21 protein-coding genes are annotated in these 20,162 nt (G+C 27.0%); 18 read left to right on the forward strand and 3 right to left on the reverse strand.

The window, feature by feature from the left end:
• Positions 1-144: 144 nt before the first annotated feature.
• Entirely contained in the window at positions 145-345 is a 201-nt protein-coding gene (locus tag SPM_RS03075) for a hypothetical protein (RefSeq protein ID WP_004027675.1), read from the reverse strand.
• A gap of 80 nt (positions 346-425) precedes the next feature.
• On the reverse strand, positions 426-1,355 hold the full coding sequence (locus tag SPM_RS03080) for a rolling circle replication-associated protein (protein ID WP_004027674.1): 930 nt from the start codon (positions 1,353-1,355) through the stop codon (positions 426-428).
• A gap of 291 nt (positions 1,356-1,646) precedes the next feature.
• Here SPM_RS03080 and SPM_RS03085 point away from each other — a divergent pair, with 291 nt between their 5' ends.
• From SPM_RS03085 to SPM_RS03150, 15 genes are all read left to right on the forward strand, one after another.
• Complete coding sequence (locus SPM_RS03085) at positions 1,647-2,909, forward strand: dihydroorotase (protein ID WP_004028180.1); 1,263 nt, start codon at positions 1,647-1,649, stop codon at positions 2,907-2,909.
• 2 nt (positions 2,910-2,911) lie between these two features.
• Positions 2,912-3,676, forward strand: a complete 765-nt coding sequence (locus tag SPM_RS03090) for an iron-sulfur cluster-binding protein (RefSeq protein ID WP_004028181.1) — start codon at positions 2,912-2,914, stop codon at positions 3,674-3,676.
• A gap of 17 nt (positions 3,677-3,693) precedes the next feature.
• Positions 3,694-4,617, forward strand: coding sequence for a dihydroorotate dehydrogenase (locus tag SPM_RS03095; protein ID WP_408640682.1), 924 nt, complete (start codon positions 3,694-3,696; stop codon positions 4,615-4,617).
• A gap of 2 nt (positions 4,618-4,619) precedes the next feature.
• Complete coding sequence (gene pyrF, locus SPM_RS03100) at positions 4,620-5,303, forward strand: orotidine-5'-phosphate decarboxylase (RefSeq protein WP_004028183.1); 684 nt, start codon at positions 4,620-4,622, stop codon at positions 5,301-5,303.
• Between the two features lie 15 nt (positions 5,304-5,318).
• On the forward strand, positions 5,319-5,924 hold the full coding sequence (pyrE, locus tag SPM_RS03105) for an orotate phosphoribosyltransferase (RefSeq protein WP_004028184.1): 606 nt from the start codon (positions 5,319-5,321) through the stop codon (positions 5,922-5,924).
• 295 nt (positions 5,925-6,219) lie between these two features.
• The gene (locus tag SPM_RS03110) at positions 6,220-6,882 is read left to right on the forward strand and encodes a hypothetical protein (RefSeq protein WP_004028185.1); all 663 of its coding nucleotides are present in this window, start codon (positions 6,220-6,222) and stop codon (positions 6,880-6,882) included.
• A gap of 18 nt (positions 6,883-6,900) precedes the next feature.
• A complete protein-coding gene (locus SPM_RS03115) occupies positions 6,901-7,629 on the forward strand; it encodes a hypothetical protein (RefSeq protein ID WP_004028186.1) in 729 nt (242 codons plus the stop codon).
• Between the two features lie 663 nt (positions 7,630-8,292).
• Entirely contained in the window at positions 8,293-9,846 is a 1,554-nt protein-coding gene (locus SPM_RS03120; protein WP_004028187.1) for a hypothetical protein, read from the forward strand.
• Between the two features lie 406 nt (positions 9,847-10,252).
• The gene (infC, locus tag SPM_RS03125; protein ID WP_004028189.1) at positions 10,253-10,783 is read left to right on the forward strand and encodes a translation initiation factor IF-3; all 531 of its coding nucleotides are present in this window, start codon (positions 10,253-10,255) and stop codon (positions 10,781-10,783) included.
• A gap of 44 nt (positions 10,784-10,827) precedes the next feature.
• On the forward strand, positions 10,828-11,022 hold the full coding sequence (rpmI, locus tag SPM_RS03130; RefSeq protein ID WP_004028190.1) for a 50S ribosomal protein L35: 195 nt from the start codon (positions 10,828-10,830) through the stop codon (positions 11,020-11,022).
• Positions 11,023-11,050: 28 nt separating this feature from the next.
• On the forward strand, positions 11,051-11,410 hold the full coding sequence (gene rplT / locus SPM_RS03135) for a 50S ribosomal protein L20 (RefSeq protein ID WP_004028191.1): 360 nt from the start codon (positions 11,051-11,053) through the stop codon (positions 11,408-11,410).
• Between the two features lie 130 nt (positions 11,411-11,540).
• On the forward strand, positions 11,541-13,322 hold the full coding sequence (gene uvrC / locus SPM_RS03140) for an excinuclease ABC subunit UvrC (protein ID WP_004028192.1): 1,782 nt from the start codon (positions 11,541-11,543) through the stop codon (positions 13,320-13,322).
• Between the two features lie 87 nt (positions 13,323-13,409).
• Entirely contained in the window at positions 13,410-14,132 is a 723-nt protein-coding gene (locus SPM_RS03145; protein ID WP_408640683.1) for a DeoR/GlpR family DNA-binding transcription regulator, read from the forward strand.
• Positions 14,133-14,183: 51 nt separating this feature from the next.
• Positions 14,184-14,336: a hypothetical protein gene (locus SPM_RS06605; protein ID WP_004028975.1), complete on the forward strand. Its 153-nt coding sequence runs from the start codon at positions 14,184-14,186 to the stop codon at positions 14,334-14,336.
• A gap of 112 nt (positions 14,337-14,448) precedes the next feature.
• Positions 14,449-15,234, forward strand: a complete 786-nt coding sequence (locus tag SPM_RS03150) for a MurR/RpiR family transcriptional regulator (protein ID WP_004028197.1) — start codon at positions 14,449-14,451, stop codon at positions 15,232-15,234.
• A 33-nt stretch (positions 15,235-15,267) separates the two neighbouring features.
• Here the strand turns inward: SPM_RS03150 and SPM_RS03155 are convergent, their stop codons facing one another.
• A complete protein-coding gene (locus tag SPM_RS03155) occupies positions 15,268-15,918 on the reverse strand; it encodes a hypothetical protein (protein WP_004028198.1) in 651 nt (216 codons plus the stop codon).
• 169 nt (positions 15,919-16,087) lie between these two features.
• Here SPM_RS03155 and SPM_RS03160 point away from each other — a divergent pair, with 169 nt between their 5' ends.
• The 3 genes from SPM_RS03160 (at position 16,088) to SPM_RS03170 (ending at position 20,096) form a co-directional block, all read left to right on the forward strand.
• Positions 16,088-17,422, forward strand: a complete 1,335-nt coding sequence (locus tag SPM_RS03160) for a hemolysin family protein (protein WP_004028977.1) — start codon at positions 16,088-16,090, stop codon at positions 17,420-17,422.
• Positions 17,423-17,565: 143 nt separating this feature from the next.
• On the forward strand, positions 17,566-18,033 hold the full coding sequence (locus tag SPM_RS03165; RefSeq protein WP_004028200.1) for a MarR family winged helix-turn-helix transcriptional regulator: 468 nt from the start codon (positions 17,566-17,568) through the stop codon (positions 18,031-18,033).
• Between the two features lie 107 nt (positions 18,034-18,140).
• Positions 18,141-20,096, forward strand: a complete 1,956-nt coding sequence (locus SPM_RS03170; RefSeq protein ID WP_004028201.1) for an ABC transporter ATP-binding protein — start codon at positions 18,141-18,143, stop codon at positions 20,094-20,096.
• The last annotated feature ends 66 nt before the right edge of the window (positions 20,097-20,162 follow it).

Here is a 20,162-nt window from a genome sequence, read left to right on the forward strand (position 1 = left end):
TTAAGTTAATTCAATAATACAACAAAAATTGAAATTGTCAAATAAAATATAAATCTAAACTTGTTTTTTTTGTTTTAATTAATTTGTGGTAATTGTTGTCCAAGGCAATTGCCACATTTTTTAATGAGTTTTTAACTCATTTTTTTATTTTTTATGAATACAACAATTATCCTGTCTTCGATGTTTATACATACCTAAACAATTATTATCAGGGCAAAAATAATAATGACCATAAGATATCATAGTATCTTTTGCTAAACCCCTAAAACTATTATAAGTTGTATTTTTAGTAGTAAAAGTTCAAATTTTGCCACATTCTTTACATTTAACATCTCTATCTGCCATAAAATTAATCTCCCTTCAAATACGTATTTGAATTAACAAGTTTGTACATTCAATTTCGAAATTGAACGAATAAACTATTTTTAACACCTTAAATTGGTATTTTTATTAACAGTAAAATTAGTATTTTTAACTAAATTTCTAAATATTTTTCTATCAGCAGAAACATATTTTTTAAATTCTCTAAATTTATCTAAACCATAATAACTATCACAACTAAAACCAATTTTATAACCATTTTTATCACAAAAAGAAAAATAATTTAAGTTATCTTTAACTGAATAAATTAAATCTTGTTCAGATAATTCAATAACACCGACTTTAACCTTTGGATTTTTACAATTTTTACTAAATTGATACGCTTTAATGTTTAAATCATAATGATTTTGGGACTTATCATTATTAGCAGTTTTAACAATATATTTAGCAAGATATTTAACAACATCTTCATTAGAACCTGCACGAACTTTAATATTTTTATTAATACCGTGTTTTCAGTATTGTTGTACAACACTGTTAGGTATTTTTTGGTTTAATATGATATGAAAGTGAACTGCTCCGCGTTTTTGATACTCATAAGTATACATATATTTTAAAATTCCTTTATGATTTTTAGAACGAATAGGATTGTTTCATCAACGATTTATATTATTAAAAAATAACTTTAAATCATTTTTACATTTTTTAACATCTTTCTCATTAACGGCATAAGTTAAAGTCAAAAAACTTAAATTTTTACAATTTCAAAAATTTTCATATGCTTTCCGAATACAATTTCCTTGCGAGCGAATACGACTATTCCACAATTTTTTATCATTTTTTCCAGTATTTTTAACTCCCATTTTATTACGAGGATTATTATTAACTAATTCTAGCGGTAAAACAATATTTTTAACATAATTACCATAAAACACTTTTTTTAAATAATATTCTTTTTTAACATAATTTAAAGCATTCATAAATACATTATGACGTTTATTTGTTAAATTATCTTGAATAAAAACATTATTCATTTTTATAAACTCCTTCCAAATAAAAAAACACTAAATTACATTTAAAAGTTCCGTCCAAGGAAACTATAAATAGTTTGAAACTTTCAATATAATTAAGTGTTTATATTTGAAAGTTAATTTGATTGTAATATATTATTTTAAATTTTGCAATATTTATTTTAATGATGTGCAGTTGTGTTAGTTAATTGAAAGTTAATTTGATTGTAATATATTATTTTAAATTTTGCAATATTTATTTTAATGATGTGCAGTTGTGTTAGTTAATAAATAATATTTTAGCAGATAATTAAGATGATTTATACTTTTACTAACGCCAACGTTTATTTACCAACTGGTTTCAAACAAACAAATATTACGATTAAAGGAAATAAAATTATGCGCATTGGTCCAACTATTTTGGGAACAGAAATTAAGTTGTCAGCAAATTGTCTCATTGTTCCTAGTTTTATTGATTTACATGCTCATTTTCGTGAACCTGGTCAAACAACAAAAGAAGATTTAATAACAGGAGCAAATAGTGGTTTATATGGTGGTTATCAGACAGTATGTGTGATGGCGAATACAAAGCCAGCAATTGATAATATTGCTGTTTTAGCACCATTATTAGTTAAAGCAGCGAAATTACCAATTAATGTTCAATTTTTTGGGGCAATTACAAAACAATTAGCTGGTCAAGAATTGGTTGATTTTGCAAAAATCAAGGATGATGTTATTGGTTTTAGCGATGATGGGGTTTATTTAGCAAATCAATCTTTATTAATTAAGGCTTTAGAATATGGTCAAGCAAACCAAAAACTTATTTCATTGCACGTTGATAATCGTCAAAATATAAATGAACAAACAGTTGTTTTGCAGCACCAAATTGCCCAAAAGTTTGGATTAATTGGTGTTGATGATAATTATGAAGCCGAACCATTACACAATGATCTAAAACTTGTTAATAAACAGCAATTACCTTATCATGTATGTCATGTTTCAACAGCTAAAAGTATTGCTTTAATTCGCAAAGGTAAAAAAATTAATCCATTTTTAACTTGTGAAGTCACTCCGCATCATTTAACATTATCAGTTGATGATATTACAACAAATGATGGGAATTATTTAATGAATCCACCCTTAAATAGGATAAATGATCAATTAAGTTTAATAAAAGCTTTAAATGAGGGCATAATTGATGTTATTGCAACTGATCATGCTCCACACCAAACAAGGGAGAAAGGTGAGTTTGCAAATAGTGCTATGGGAATTATAGGTTTACAATTAACATTTCCATTATTATATACAAAGTTAGTGCTTCCACAACAAGTGTCATTATCAACTATTATTAATGCTTTAACAGTTAATCCACAGCAATTAATTAAACATCATAATGTTCAATTAGAGGTTAATAATTATGCTAATTTTACAGTGATTGATTTATCGTTAAGCAAAGTTGTGACCCCAGAGTTATTACAATCAAAATCAATAAATACTCCATTTTTAGGAGAAAAATTAACGGGATGACCCATTATTAATGTTTATCAAGGTCAAATATATCATTTAAAGGAGGAATAACTATGACAAAACAAATTATTGAATCAACTATTTTATTGTCAAATCAACAATTGGGTCCTGATTTATGATTAGCAACATTTAAAGCACCACATCTTAGTAAAATTGCTCGCTCAGGTCAGTTTGTTCTTGTTGAACCACAACAACAATTTTTCTTAAAACGACCATTTAGTTTTTTTGACATTAATCCAGTTGCTGAAACAATTAGCATTTATTATCAGTGTAAAGGATTAGGAACATGGTATATGGCTAATCAATGAAAAGTTGGCCAAGTTGTTCAAATCCAAGGCCCACATGGTCAAGGTTTTCAAATTACTCCAACAATAGATGACATTTTAATTGTTGCAGGTGGAATTGGAATTGCACCAATGAAAGCATTAATTGATGATTTAATTAAAAAAGAAAAAAAATACCATGTTATTTTTGGGGGGCGAACAAAAGATGCTTTAAATGTAGTAACTTTATTTCAAGATAATAATAATTTCTTTTTAAACACTGATGATGGTTCAATTGGTCAACAACAAAATATTGTAACAGCCTTAGAAAATTATTTAACAAAATCAAAACCCAAACTAATTATTGCTTGTGGACCAGATATTGTTTTAACAAAAATTAATGAATTAGCAAAAGCGCAACAAATTGCTACCCAAATTTCATATGAAAGTCATATGGCTTGTGGTGTTGGTGCATGTATGGGATGCACAAAAACAATTGATGGAGTTAATAAAAAAATTTGTACAGATGGACCAATCATTGTTGTTGAATATTAAAAGTAGGAAGGATGAAAATTACTATGTTAAAAACAAAATTTTTAGGATATACCTTAAATTGCCCTTTAACAACAGCAAGTGGAACTTTTGGCTATGGTGAATGTTACCAGGACTTCTTTGCTGTTAATGAATTAGGAATGTTAACAACAAAAGGAATTACATTAGAACCACGATTAGGCAATAGTTCACCGCGATTAGCAGAAGTTACAGGAGGATTAATTAATTCTATTGGTTTAGAAAACCCAGGGTTAGATTATTTTAAAGCAAAGATTGTTCCAACCTTTACCGCATTTCAGATTCCAATTATTGTTAATTTAAATGGAAAAACAATTGAAGAATACGAAATATTAGCAACTGCTATTAATGAAATTGCTGCAATTGCTTTTGTTGAACTAAATATTTCTTGTCCAAATGTTAAAGAAGGGGGTATTTTGTTTGGAACCGATCCAACAGTAACACGACAAGTAGTTAAAAAAGTTCGTCGTGTTTTAACAAAAAAGAAATTAATTGTGAAATTGTCCCCATCAGTTAGTGACATTAAGCAATTTGCGATTATTTGTCAAGAAGAAGGAGCAGATGCAATTAGTTTAATTAATACGATTCCTGCAATGCAGATTAATCTTAAAACTAAAAGACCAGTGCTAGGTAATATTATAGGAGGATTAAGTGGACCTTGCATTAAACCAATTGCGATTCGGATGGTTTATGAAGTTGCTAGTGTGGTTACGATTCCAGTTATTGGGATGGGGGGTGTTAGTTCTGCCAATGATGTTCTAGAATTTTTAATGGCGGGAGCGAGTATTGTTGCGATTGGTACTAGTTTATTTACAAATCCAAACCTTGTTTTAGAAATTAAAAGAGATTTAGTAACATATTGTGCAGAACAAAATTTACAGCATTTAAGTGATATTGTGGGAATCGCTCACCAGAAGGAGAAATAATTATGCCAAAAATATTTATTGCGTGTGATTTTAATACGGAAGAACAATTATGAACTTTTTTAAACAAGTTTCCGTCCCAACGATTATTTTTAAAAATTGGAATGGAATTGATTTATGCAGTTGGTTTTGAAATTATTAATAAATTAAAACAGCAAGGACATATTATTTTTCTTGATTTAAAATTAAATGATATTCCAATTACAGTTGAGAAGGCTTTAAAAGCATTAAAGCAATATCAAGTTGACTTTGTGACAATTCATTTAACAAGTGGTGAAAAAACATTAGAATTAGCACATAAAGTTGTTCAAAATACTTCAATTAAATTATTAGGTGTAACAGTGTTAACTAGTCTAGATAATGCTGACCTTCAAACCTTATTTTTATCTTCAACATTAACAACAGAGCAATTAGTACAAAATTTAGCAAAATTAGCAGTAGTTAATAATTTTTACGGTGTGATTTGTTCGCCATGAGAAGCAAAGATGATTAAAACACAGTTTCCATCGTTGAAAACAATTACACCTGGAATTCAATTAATAGCTCAACAAACTGATCAAAAACGGGTGGCGACACCAATTCTTGCGAAAGAATTAGGAGCGGATTATTTAGTAATTGGACGGGCAATTACAATGGCTGCTGAGCCGGCGATAGTTTATCAACAGATTATAGCAACATTAACAACGTAGAAGGGACTAATGAACATGAAAAACATTATTACGGAATTAATTAAAATTAAAGCAATTAGTATTAATATTACAGAATTATATACTTGAGCATCAGGGATTAAAGCACCAATTTATATTGATAATCGATTAACGATGGGTTATCCTCATTTACGGTGAGCAATTGCTGAAAGTTTTGCTGAACTTATTAGGACTAATTTAGGACAAGATAGAATTGATAATATTTTTGGAACAGCCACAGCAGGAATCCCCCATGCTGCGCTATTGGGACATTTATTACAATTACCATTTGGTTATGTTCGCAGTAGTAAAAAAGACCATGGGAAACAAAATCAAATTGAAGGAGTCTATGAAAAGGGACAAAAGGTTGTTGTCATTGAAGACTTAATTTCTACAGGAGGGTCGGTTATTGAAGTTGTTAAAACTTTACAAGCGGCCGGAATGGAAGTTATTGCGGTATTAGCAATTTTTAGTTATCAATTAAAAAAGGCATGCGATGCATTTAATACGTTAGAAATTCCTTTCTATTCTTTAACTAATTTTAATAGTTTAGTAACAACTGAAGGTTTATTATCAAAAGCAGAACAACAAATTTTAAAAGAGTTTCATCACCAATTAGAGTAGGGAAAAAACAATTATTTGTGTTATTAAGTTAATTTAAAAGCTGGGATGAAATAATTGGTGTCAAAACTAATTTTATAATAATCAACAAAAAGACTGAAAAAGCAGTCTTTTTTACTCATTTAAAATTTACTGTTAAAAACTCCAATTATTTCATCCCATCTGATTTCTATTAATCAATTCAATAAGAATTATTTTTTATGCTACAATAAAATTAAGAGAAATTATGATAATTGTTTATTAATTCTTCAAGTATTTAACACATAATATGAAACTTAATTAGAAGGAAAGTTTAATAATGAAAAAGTTATTAATGATTTTTAGTATCATTTTATTAGCAACTCTAACAATTAATATAACAAATGATAGTTTACAAAAACGAAAAATAAAACCAGAACAACGGATGAGTTTACCAACAAGTATAATAACTTCTGATCAACAAATAATACAGGATGATAATTTAATTAGTGTTAAACAACAAAATAATTTATTAGCTGCAATTAGAAAAATAGAAAATAAAATTAAAATTGACCATCAGCGATTAGATCAAACATTATGAAGTACAACAGATTATCAATTTTTAACAAGTAATGAGTATCTTGTTTATTTAAAGTTAATGGACCAGTTAGGTATCCTTAAGTTTAATATTGATAAACCATTTTTTGTTAATAACATTGCATATGGTTGACATAATGGTTTTATGCAAGAAGCAAAATGATACTGATTTGGATATTGAAAATTGCACATTGCGAAATGAAGATGTGACCAAATCTATAACTTATTAACAAATGGTGGTAATGCTACTGGTATTTTTGCTGATGGGTTATCACAAACATCATATGGAACAATTCTCACGATTGCTAGTGGAATATTAAGTTTAATTGGAAATGATTGAAACACTAATGATGGAATGATAGTTCATTTTTATTTGGTGACTCCAGTTTGGTTTTCACATCGTTAATAGGAAGGAAATGTCATAGTGAAAAATCGTAAATTATTTTTATGAGGTATGTGAATAATAGGAATTTATCAAGTTAGTGTTTTGACAGTTTTGCCATTCTTTTTATTTTATCAAATCGTAGCAACAAATGGTGGTGAAGTAACAAGCTATTATTTTAATTATTTATTAGTGTGAGCATATTGTATGATTTTAGTTAGTTTTACTTTCTTTGGTTTTATTTGTAACATTGTTATTTTTTGTATTAAAACTAAAAAAGTTAAATTTATTCGGCCAATTTTGATTTTAATTAGTGTGCTTCCTTCAATTATAATGTTTTTTCCTAGCATGTTATTATATCTTGATCCTAGTTGTCAAGAAAGTTATGCTTTTGATTTTCAAAATTATAATAATAAATATAACAAAGTGGGAAAACACGGGATTTGAATTTTTAATTTGGTAATGGTGGTGTGATTGCTTTATGTTATTTTGTTCCCAACAGGACTTAATTTCTTTATCACAGGGAAAGTAGACTTAACGGTAATAGAAATGTCATTTGAAACATTTTTAACAATTGTAATACTTTTTATTGCAAGTTTAATTTCCTTTTTGTTAGGATTAATTGTTTCTAACTCAAAAAATAACAAAATGCAATTATATATTAGTATTATTTCTTATTTCTTAGCTTTATCATTTCTTTTGGGTGTTATTTTTCCAGTGCTATTATTGACTTCACTACGCAGTGAAGTGCAAAAATGATTTAATCCTTAACTTCATAACAATCTCTTTCTTACAATAGGTTCCATCGCACTAACTTTTTAATTTAAAAAAAGTAGTATTTTTAAAACTAGAATACTACTTTTTATTTTTAACATTCTACAACTATATATGAAATTTACTTTATTAAAGACAAAAATCGGTGGCACATTTAAAACAAAAACAATAAAATTAAAAAAATAAATAAGTTAAATATGATAAACGATTTTAAGTGTTGTTTTTAGTTATTTTAAATTTAAATTATTTAAAAATTAGATTTTGTCAAAAAATTAGTTTTATAAATAAATGTCTGCTTTCCTTTATAAAATAATTTAATTAATTGATTCAATGAATGAATCTTAAGATAGTATTTATGACATAAATTAAAATAGTTAAATAAATTATGATAAATATAATTTGTCTCCTTGGTTGCTTCTACTTGTCTATATCATTTTTTAAAACTACAATATATTTATATAGTTCATTTTTTGTAATAATACTTGTTATTATTTTAATCCTTCTAAATTTATTTTAGATTAATCTTGAAATATGTCCAAAATTTTTGTGCACAATCATCTAGTCAAGCAAATAATTTGTTAAAGGTACAGGGGTACTTTTTTTTTTTTTTTTTTAATAAGTATAATTAAAAGTGTCTTACAAAAGGAAGGTGACAATTAGATGAAACGGTTATTAACACTTTTTAGTGTTCTTGTTTTAGGTATTGGTAGTAGTTTTGAGGTGGCTAGTTGTACAGCGCGAGCAAAACATGAGTATGATGATAACGATGACCAAGATGTTAATAAAGATCTTCTGATTTTAAATAATATTAAGAACGAAGCAAAGCAGTATTTTATCAATTGATGACAAGATAAATCAACAATTGATATTAAGATGTATCCTGACCAAATGGAATCATTGGCCGCGTTAATTACAAAACTAAAAATAACCGATGGATTAACTTTAACTGGCGTAGCGATTAGAGCATATCGTTTTTTAGAACAGTTGCTTGTTGGTTTTCAAGCAGAATTTGATAATTTTAATCAGCAATTAGCGAATAAATATTCAAATTATTATGTTAATACAATGCCATTATTCTTAGGAGAAAATGACATTTCATTTGATTTATATAATATTAATTTTGAGAACATAGCAAAACTATTAGCAGATACTCCCCAAGCAGTGTTAGGAATTACAGTCCAGGTTAATATTACTTATGAAGTTAGGTTTAAAGAATTGCAACAGTTTAACTACATTAATAGGTTAGTTATTATTTGCAATGATGTTGAAGCTTTAAGTGGTATTCAAAATAATCTTGAAAATTATTTTATTACTTTTATTAATGATCTTTTTAAAAAAGAAAACTATCAAATTATTATAGAAAACCGTAGTTATAATAAGGTTTATACATCAGTAATTTGACCAATGATTACAGAAGAATTAACAACAAGAGGGATTTTATTTAGGGGGTCTGCTAACTGAAATTCTTTTGATTCATCTTTTACATTAAGCAGAATAGTTGAGAAAAGCGATTCGGTTTTAGCATGGGCTGGTGAAGGCTATCGTCCAGATAAATTAACATCAGAAAAGTTCTTACAATTTTATAAAAAGAATTATTTTTCCACAGATACTTTATCAGATTATTATGTAAAATATAATGTTGATTCTTTTACTCCTGATAATTTAACAATTGAAAATTTACCGTTTAAAGATAAAACTCCGCAGCGAAGAAATTTAAAGACACCAATTAAAGTCTTAGTACCAAAAGATAAAGTTGACCAACAATTGGAAGAATTTGCGAAAGTAACAATGGATTTTTGACATTATTATCAGATTGAAACATATAACGATAAACTTGTTTTTAAAGTAAACCAAGATGATTTTAATAATTTAATAAAAAAACTTACTTCTTTTTCGGAAAATAAATTTATTAGAGATATTTTTGTTGACATAATTCAGGAGGTTTTTGATATATTTCAAACTACATTAGATTCAACAACAACCTGAAATAGCTATATAAATCTTGGTGACACAGTCGAGACAATCAATTTAATAAAAAAACAAAAATCATTTATGTTTCAATATCTTTGAAAAAGGAAAGGTTATTATTCATGAAGCCATCTTAACTTTGGTTATAATACTTTTTTTTATAGTTTTTTCTTTCAACCAAATTATGACGAAACAAATACTAAGGAAAACAAATTTTTACAAACAATAGAATTTAAAGTTGTTTAATTATTTATAAAAAACAAGAACTTCTTGTTTTTTTATTTTCTTTAAAATAATTATTTTTTTTCAAATATTTAATGGGTAAAAACTAATTTGTAAATAAGTTTCTTTGTTTGAAGAATAATTGTTGTTATTCCAAATAAAATTTATCGTTAAAAGTTCCAACTATTTCTTACCATCTTCATTAAATTTCTTATTAATATTATTGACTAAATTTGAAAAACATCGTATAATTAATATTGAAAAATGTTAAAGTAGCTAATGCTCACCTATGCCCTTTAGTGTGGTTAATAGGTTTTACAAGATAAAATTAAAATTTTAATGATTATTTTAATCATTTAAGAAGATAATTCTTGTTAATGAAAGCGCTACTTTTAAGCGTTTTTTTAATTAATTAAAATGGAGGTATTGGATGAATCAACCCACTAAAAACAATAAAAATATCGAGCAAGTAAATTATGATATTAGAGCACGTGAAGTTTTAATTATTTTAGATGATGGTAACAAAGTTGGTCCTTTAGGGAGAAATGAAGCAATTCGTTTTGCTGAAGAAAAAGGTTTAGATTTATTGTTGGTATCAGCTGCTTCAAATCCACCGGTAGCAAAATTGGTTGATTATGGAAAATATAAATACGAACAAAAGAAAAAAGAAAAAGAAAATAAGAAAAATCAACATATAACTGAAAATAAAGAGATGCGTTTACGAACAGGAATTGGTGAACATGATTTGGAATTTAAAGCAAAAAAAGTGCGTGAATTTCTAACTGATGGGAATCGTGTTAAAATTTCTTTAAAGTTTCGTGGTCGAGAAGTTGCTAGACCTGAATATGGAAAAGAAACATTAGATAAGTTTTTTAGTTATATTGAAGATTTGGCAAAGATTGAAAAAGAACCACAATTAAATGGCTTGTTTTTAGATATGTATGTTGTACCAAAAAAATAATTAATTAAATTAACTTTTAAAAGAAAGGACAAGGAGGAAAATTTATGCCAAAAATGAAAACAAAAAAATCTTTAGCAAAAAGAGTCAAAGTAACAGGAACAGGAAAATGAAAGATTGCGCATGCATATACTTCACATTTAGCCCAAAATAAAACAACAAAACAAAAGCGTCATTTACGTAAAGCTGGTTTAATGGATCAAACTGATCAAAGTCGATTAAAACAATTATTACAAGGATAAAGAAAAGAAAAGAAGGGAGTATTAACAAATGGCAAGAGTTAAAGGCGGATCAACAACAAGAAAACGTCGTAAAAAAATTATTAAAGAAGCAAAAGGATATTTTGGAACAAAATCAACGCATTACAAAAAAGCAAAAGAACAAGTAATGAAATCATGAGCATATGCCTTTCGTGATCGTAAACAACGTAAAAGAGATTTTCGTTCATTATGAATTCAAAGAATTAATGCTGCAGTACGTGAACATGATATGTCATATTCACAATTTATGAATGGTTTAAATAAAACTAACATTGAAGTAAATCGTAAAATGTTATCAGAATTAGCAATTCATAATCCAAGTGAATTTAAAGTATTAGTAGAAAAATCAAAACAAGCGTTAAAAAATTAACAAAACTACTTTTCAGAAAAGTAGTTTTTTATTTTCTTAAATAGATTCTTACTTTGTATTTTTTATGATAAGTTGCTAATTGTTTTAATTAAGCATAAAATATTAACAAACATAAGGGGAAGAATAAAAAATGTCAGAAAAATTATCGTTAAAAGAACAAGTTGAAATTTTACCAGCTAAACCAGGGTGTTATTTATTTTACAATAATTATCATCAAGTATTATATGTTGGAAAAGCAAAAAACTTACGAAGTCGGGTTAGTTCTTATTTTAACAAAGTTTATAATTATAAAACAACTCGTTTAGTTCAGGAAATTGTTCGTTTAGAAACAATTATTACAAAAACTGAAAAAGAAGCATTAATTTTAGAACATAACTTAATTAAACAGTATAAACCAAAGTATAATATTTTGTTAAATGATGATAAACATTATCCTTATATTGTAATTACAAAAGAAAAAGATCCTCAATACTTATATGTTCGTAATGTTCACCAAAAGTATGCCCGTTATTATGGACCATTCCCTGAGGGAAGTCATGCGCGGGAAATTATTAAAGTTTTAGAACGATTATATCCGTTACGTCGTTGTAAAGGAAATCTTGGAAAACCTTGCCTTTATTATCATATTAATCAATGTTCAGGTGCTTGTTTTAAAACAGTATCTCCGGACTATTACATAAAAATGATTAAAAAAGTTCATAGTTTTTTTAAAGGTAATTTTACTGAAACAAAAAAACTGTTAGAAAAACGAATGTTGCAAGCAGCAGATAATTTTCAATTTGAAGAAGCACATAAATTAAAACTTTTAATTCGAAATTTAGATTGAACTTTGTCATCACAAACAGTTGAAATGTTAAATCAAAATGATGATTTAGACGTGATTAGTTTGTATCAAACTGCTGAACATTTAGTTTTAACAACTTTATTTTATCGTGCTGGAAAATTAAGTTATAAAGATTATGAATATTACCATCTTGATTTTGCCGAAGATTGCCAAGAATTATATCGCTTATACTTACAAAATATTTATCAAAAAAATATTTTGCCAACAAAAATAATTGTTAATGAGATAATTGCATTGCCAGAATTAAATTTGTTATTTGATAATCGTGTTTTTCATCCTAAAACACCAATTGAAAAAACAATTATGAAATTGGCGACTGAAAATAGTTATGAATCTTATGTACAATATCAGACAACTGCTCAACGAGAATTAAATAATGCTGAAGTTTTAAAAGAATTACAAATGCTTTTAGATTTATCCGAATTGCCATATTTAATTGAGATGATTGATATTGCTAATATTAATAATGAATTTGTGACTGGTGGTGTTATTGTTTATAAAAATGGTCGACCATCACGAAATGATTATCGTAAATATAATTTAGAAATTCCGGATCAAGATGATACGCATCGTATTGCAGCTGTTGTTACGCGTCGTTATCAAAAAGTTATTCAAGAAGAACAAGCCCTTCCTAATTTAATTATTATGGATGGTGGGATTCAACAAGTAAATGCTTGTTTAAAAGAACTAGCAAAATTAGATTTAGCAATTCCCGTGATTGGGTTAGTTAAAAATAATCAACATAAAACTGATCATTTGCTTAATTTGAAAAAAGAAAAAATATATTTGGATAAAAGTAGTCGTTTATTTTTATTTTTAACAAGAATGCAAGATGATGTTCATCATTTTGCAATTACTAGTTTTCGTCGTCGGCAAACAAAAGCTTTGACAACAAGTATTTTAGAAACAATCCCAGGATTTGGTAAACAACGAATTAAATTATTAAATCACCATTTTGAAAGTATTGGTGCGATTAAAAAAGCAAGTGATGCTGAATTATATCAAGTATTGCATAGTAAAAAACTTATTGAAAATTTAAGAAAATTTTTGGAACATTTTGGTAAATAACTTTTTTTGGGTATAATAATTAAGAACAGAATTAAACAATGAAAGGAGTAGAGAATCATCCATCGAGTCCAACGAAAAGATTTATTATTAGCATATTTGTGTCAAAAACTTTTTCACGAAATGAATCATGTTCTTGAATATGTTCAAAAATATAATATTTCAGCAACAACTGCGCGCCGTGATTTAAAAGAACTTGAAAATGAAGGGATTATTACGATGTCTTATGGCGGTATTAATTTTTTGGGAGTTCATAATAAAACATGTAACATTAATGTTCGAGCAAGTGGTATTAATTTTGATAAAAAAATGATTATCGGAAAAAAGTTAACAAATTTGTTAGAAAAAAATGATGTTATTTTTGTCGGAGCAGGATCAACTTGTGAAATTTTTGTTACTTTAATTGATAAACCCATAAAAATTGTCACTAATTCATTTCGAATTTTACAATTGGCAAAAGATAATCCTAATGTTCAATATAATGTCTTATTTGGAGGCAAATTACGAGAAAAATCACAAGCTTTTTATGGTTCGTTTTGTGAAGAAAGTTTATCATTAATTCAATTTTCAAAAGTTATTTTTTCAGCAAATACAATTGATAAAACTGGAAGTGTGTTCAAAAGTAATGAGGAAGAAGCACGGGTTGAATTAGCAGCCTTAGCCCGGGTTCAAGTTAAAATTTTGTTAGCTGATAGTACGAAATTTGATAAAATTGGATTTTTTAAATTTTATGACGTTAAAGATGTTTCATATTTAGTAACTGACAGACCGGAAGTTATTAAACAATATGATTTTAATGTTAAAGTAATATAAAACTTTGTTATTAAACAAAGTTTTTTATTTGCAAGGAAAAGTCAACTTAAGATGGTAATTTTTGCTTGAAAGGAGGTTAAAATGGATTTAAATAATGTCCAACATATATGTAACCAAATTGAAAAGTTTGAATTTGAAGAATTATTTACTGTGCTAGCAAAAATTGAGGAAGTAGTAAAAGACCGTACCGATGAGGTAGATTAGGAAAATATTTTCATTGAACTCTCAAATTTTTTTCATTCCATTGTTATCCAAATTTTATTAAAATCTAATTGAAATCTGAGGGATTAAACCATGGAATGAATAGGTGGGTAATATGCAATTAAAAACTAATATTCTTGAGAAGTTAGAAGAAATTATTAATCGTAATGATGATACTGTTAATGGTATTATTGCACAAACTATTTTAAATTTTGCTAAAGTATCAAATGAGAATTTTATCATTAATGATGTTGCAGAAACATCACATACAAGTGTTTCATCGGTGACAAAGTTTTGTAAAAGTTTAGGTTTTACAGGCTGAAAAGAATTTTATATTTTTTTTCGTTATGAATTAGATAATTTAAAAAAACTTAATCAGTTTTATCGTCTTAATCCATCAAAAAATACCGTTACTGACTTAGTATCAAACCATAGTGCAATGATGACAAAATTATTAAATGAAAATTTATCATCAATTTTAGAATTAAAAACAATGCTAAAAACAACAAAAAAAATTTATTTAATTGGTGAACATACACATTTGGATTTATTAACTAATTTTTATCATCAATTGTTGGGAATTGGTTTTGATGTAAGTGTAACAACACACGAATTTATTGCTAAGAAATTTTTAGAACGATTAACAGATGAAAATATTGTAATTTGAATTATTATTGATACAGATCAAACTTATTTATTTAATGTTTTAAAACATACTGATAAAACCTTGCCATTAAATAATATTAAATTTATTTTAAAAGAGAATTCACCGATTATAGAAACTAATTTAACAACAAAAGCACCAATTATTATTAATGATCGGCGCAAAATGTATACCCACCAAATTATTTACAATCATTTATTTATTATTTTTAATGCAATTTTAACAATGATTAATTAAAAAAATACCCACCAAATTGTCTGAGTATTTTTTTTATTCTGATTTATTATGATCAGTATCTCAATCTTCTAAAACCATATGTTTAATAAAACGATTCATTCATAAGTCAGAATTGGCCCCTGTTTCTAAGTTTCCAACTTCACCAGTTTCAAACCCAACATAATTTCCATTTTTAATATAAACATAAGTTGGTGTTCCAGTTAAACCTAATGAATCAGCAGTAATTGTTTTATCAATTTCCCCATTAATTTTATGAGCATTTCGTTCTTGTGTTACAATTCAATCAGCAATATTTTTTGCTCATTTTTCTTTTCAAATACCATTATAATCTTTAATGTTGTCAGTAACAATTAAACGCGTGTTTTTAATTTTTTCTTGTTCATCAGAACTAATAGGATATGTATTTAAAGCATATTGTGTACCAAAACCACCTGCTAAATACTTATCATATTTATCATTACCATAGCCATTTTTATTATATAAATCTGGAATTGTTGTATCCGTTGTGTTTTGACAATGAATGCAATTTTTTGCTGAAACCATAAAAATAAAGCTTTCTTTATTGTTTATACCATTCATAAATTGGTTATAATAAGCCATATTTTTGTCTGAACAAGCTATCGTGGTTGTTGCTGTTGTTGCTGTGAGTATCATTGCTGCCATTGTACTTAGCAGTTTTTTCATTTCTATTCCTCCCCAAGAATTATTTTATATAATTGTCTATTTATAACTATACATTATTTTTTATATTTTTAAAGTTAAATCTAAATATTTTTATGTTATTATTTAGTAGATAATTAAGGGAGAAAAGTATATAATGATAGAAAATAATACAATTTTTAAAGGAGAGTAAATGATGATGGATATGACCACCGCGTTGGCTGTGTTACTTCCAATAATGATTATTTTATTAATTTTTTCAAGTTTTTTTTCAGCTTCAGAAACAGCTATTACCTCAATTAATGTTATTCGTTTAAAACAAATGGCAAAAAAGAATGTTAGCAAACGGAAAAAAAGAGCAACAAATAAAACAATTCGTCGTGCGAAACAAGTTTATAAATTGGTAAAAGATTATGACCGTACTTTAGCAACGATTTTAATTGCGAATACTTTAATTAATACGGCCTTAGCAACAATTGGAACTTTATTTTTTGCATCTTTAATTGTTAATGCCGAAACAGCAACATGAGTAGCGACAGGAGTTATTGGTTTAACTGTTTTAATTTTTGGTGAATTATTACCAAAAACAATTGCTAAAGCTTTTCCGGAAAAGTTTTCAATTTTTTCAGCCTATATCTTATGAATTTGAAAAATTTTGTTTTATCCTTTTACTTGATTACTAACCCTTCATAAACAAAAAAATGGTGTTTTAACCACAGAAAATGAATTATTAGAATTAATTTCAACAATTGAATCCGAAGGTGTTTTAGAAAAAAATGAAAAAGAACTAATTGAATCAGCAATCACTTTTGATGAAAAAACAATTGGTTCAATTATGACAGCAAAAGAAAAAGTTAAAACAATTTATAGTAATATATCATGGCGAGAATTACAGCGGTTTTATAAACAAGAACGTTTTACTCGCATTCCAGTCTTAGCTCCGGAAACTGAAAAAGTAATTGGAATTTTAAACATTAAAGATGTTTTTATTGCCGTTATTGATCATCAAGAAGTTGATATCAAAAGTTTAGTTTCTGAACCAATTTTTTTCTCCCGCTATTTAAAATTAGATGATGCCTTAGAATTATTTCAACAAGAGCAAGTCCATATAGCAGTTGTTAGTACCAATGAAGACAGTAATAATTTTCTTGGAATTGTTACAATGGAAGATATTTTAGAAGAATTAGTTGGTGAAATTTATGATGAAGATGATGAAACTGGTCAAGTAAAAGAAATTGGTCACCATATGCTTTGAATTCATGGTAGTACTTCGATTAAAAAAGTATTTCAAAAATATCTGCATTTAGCAGCACCACCAGAAAGCACTGGCAAAACGTTATACCAATGATTTGTCAAGGAAACAGGATATGATTTAACAAAACCAGAAAATAAAATTAAAGAATTTGTTTATCAAAACTATGCTTTTCGGGTAAACGATGAGAAAAAAAGCAAATTAACTGCCAAAAATATTATTTTTGAAATTGAATTTTTAACTAATAATAATCCAATTCATGATTTAGAACGTTAAAAGGAAAAGAGTGTATTTAAAAATAAATACATTTTTTTATTTATCTTTGTTAAATACTTAACATTAATTTATTCTATGTTAAGATAAAAAAGATAATACATATATAAAAAGTAATTAGAAGGAGGAGGATTACTCTGGAAAAAATGCAATCAGAAAATGAAACATGTGGTGGATTGCTTTTTCGTTATTTGGGTTTTATTAATAAAGCATTTTCACAACAAATTGAAAATGAACTACAAAAACAAGGTTATTATGATTTTCAAATTTCTAATATTTGGTTATTAATTTTAATTGAACGGTTTCCTGATTATACAATGAATGAATTAGCACAAGTTGTTAATCAATCACGGGCAAATATTACGATTGTTTCAAAAAAATTAGTTCAAAAGGGTTATGTTGTGAAAAATCGTCCGGAAAATAATAAAAAAATTATTTATTTAACCTTAACTGAAAAATGATGACAATTAAAACCAATTGTTTTTAATTTAGTAAATCAATTAGACCAACGCATTATGCAAATTTTATCAAAACCTCGATATGAAACTTTACTAGCTGATTTAGGAAGTATAGTTGAGTTGTTAAAAAAAGAAATGACTACATCAGTTAAATAAAATGTTAAATATTTAACAAATATTAATAAAATAACTTGTAATATTTTTTAGAATTCGTATAATTATTTTGTTAAATACTTAACAAAATGCACAAAAAGGAGTTCATGATGAAAGAAAAAAATGATGGATTAAATTTAACTGGCAATCAAACAAAAAAAGAACAGCTTGCAGTTAAAAAACCAAAAGCCACACCGATGGGTTTTTTTAAATTATTATCAATTTATTATAAACAATTTTGATTCCGTTGATTATGTTTAATCTTATTTATTATTATTACTTGTGGGATTACAGTTGCCTTACCCAAATTAACAAATATTGTTATGATGGAATTGACAACAGGAATGTCAAAACGTTCAAGTATTAATGACCCTGCGATGCCATGAGGAACATTACTATATTGAGCAATTGGGTTTGCCGGAACTTTTATTGTTTCGGGAATATTTTTATATTTACAAAGTTTAGTTGGTGGTTCAATTTCACGAAAAATTGAAATTGATATTCGAATTAAAGTCTTAAATAAATTAGTTGATTTAGATATGAATTATTATCATGATAAAAAAATGGGTGATATTTTAACTAAACTAATTTCTGATACCCAAATTTTAGGTGACCAAGCATTTCAAGTCCCCCAAAATTTTTTAAATGCTTTCTTTACCTTCATTGGAAGTATAGGTATTATGTTTACTTTAGATAACCGTGTTTTACAATACCAAGATGGACCACACGGAATTGAACCAGTTATTGATAAAGATGGTAATTTTGTTTATCTTGATGGAAGTGCAACTGTTGCGGAATTAGCCGGAATTATTTTAGGAGTATCATTTGGAATTTTATTATTAACTTCATTTGGTTTTACTTTTATTCGTCGGTTAATGTATAAACAACGACAAGTGGTATCTGATGTTAATGGTGATGTTAATGATCGGATTAATGCAATTAGATTAATTAAAGCAACAGGAACAAATGAATATGAAAAAGAACGCTTTAATAAAGTTCATAAAGAATATTATAAAGTAAGTATGCGTGCTATTAAAGTTCAATCGATTATAATTGCTTTTGTTATAACAACCTTAACTAGTATGAACACAATTGCATTAATTGTTGGAATTATTTTTGTTAACAACAATCGATTAGACCCGACTGTGATGTTATCAATTACAATGAGTATTAATTCCTTAATTTTTCCAATTATTCAAGTTGTCCGATTACTAGCTAATTTAGCAGCGGCATCAACATCAGCAACTCGTGTTGCCGAAATTTTTAACCAAGTTCCTAACATTAATATTAATCCAACCACACCACCATTAAAAGAGATTAGTGGGGATATTATCTTTGACAAAGTTTGATTTAAATATGATTCAGCGGATGAAGATGAACCATATATTTTAGAAAACTTTAATTTTCATTTTCAACAAGGAAAAAGTTATGCTTTTGTTGGAGAAACAGGTGTTGGAAAATCAACGATTTCAAAATTGTTATTACGATATTATGACCCAACAAAAGGGAATATTTATGTTAATAATGATAAAAATTTAAAAACAATTAATTTAAAATCATATTTAGACCACGTTGGTTATGTTGAACAAGAACCACAAATTATTTATGGAACTTTTTATGATAATATTCGCTATGGAACTTTTATGGCAACAGATGCTGAATGTGAAGCAGCGGCAAAAAAAGCAGAGTTATATAATTTTATTATTGATTTACCAGAAGGGTTTAATACCTTACTAGGAGAGCGTGGTTTTATTTTATCAGGAGGGCAAAAGCAACGATTAGTAATTGCGCGAATGTTTTTACGAAATCCTGAAATTTTAATTCTTGATGAAGCAACAAGTGCATTAGATAATATTGTTGAAAAAGAAATTCAAGCGGAATTAGATAAACTAATGAAAGGCAGAACAACAATTATTATTGCGCACCGTTTAAGTACAATTAAAAATGTTGATCAAATTTTAGTTTTAGAAAAAGGAAATGGTGTTGTTCAAAGCGGAACTTTTGATGAATTAAAAAAAGTTGAAGGACGTTTTAAACGATTATACGAGGCCGGTTTAATGACATAAAATAAGAAAACACAAAACAATTGTTTTGTGTTTTTATTAACAAATTTGTTTTTTTAAATTATGGTA

The organism is Spiroplasma melliferum KC3 (genome assembly GCF_000236085.2).
GTDB classification, from domain to species: domain Bacteria; phylum Bacillota_I; class Bacilli_A; order Mycoplasmatales; family Mycoplasmataceae; genus Spiroplasma; species Spiroplasma melliferum.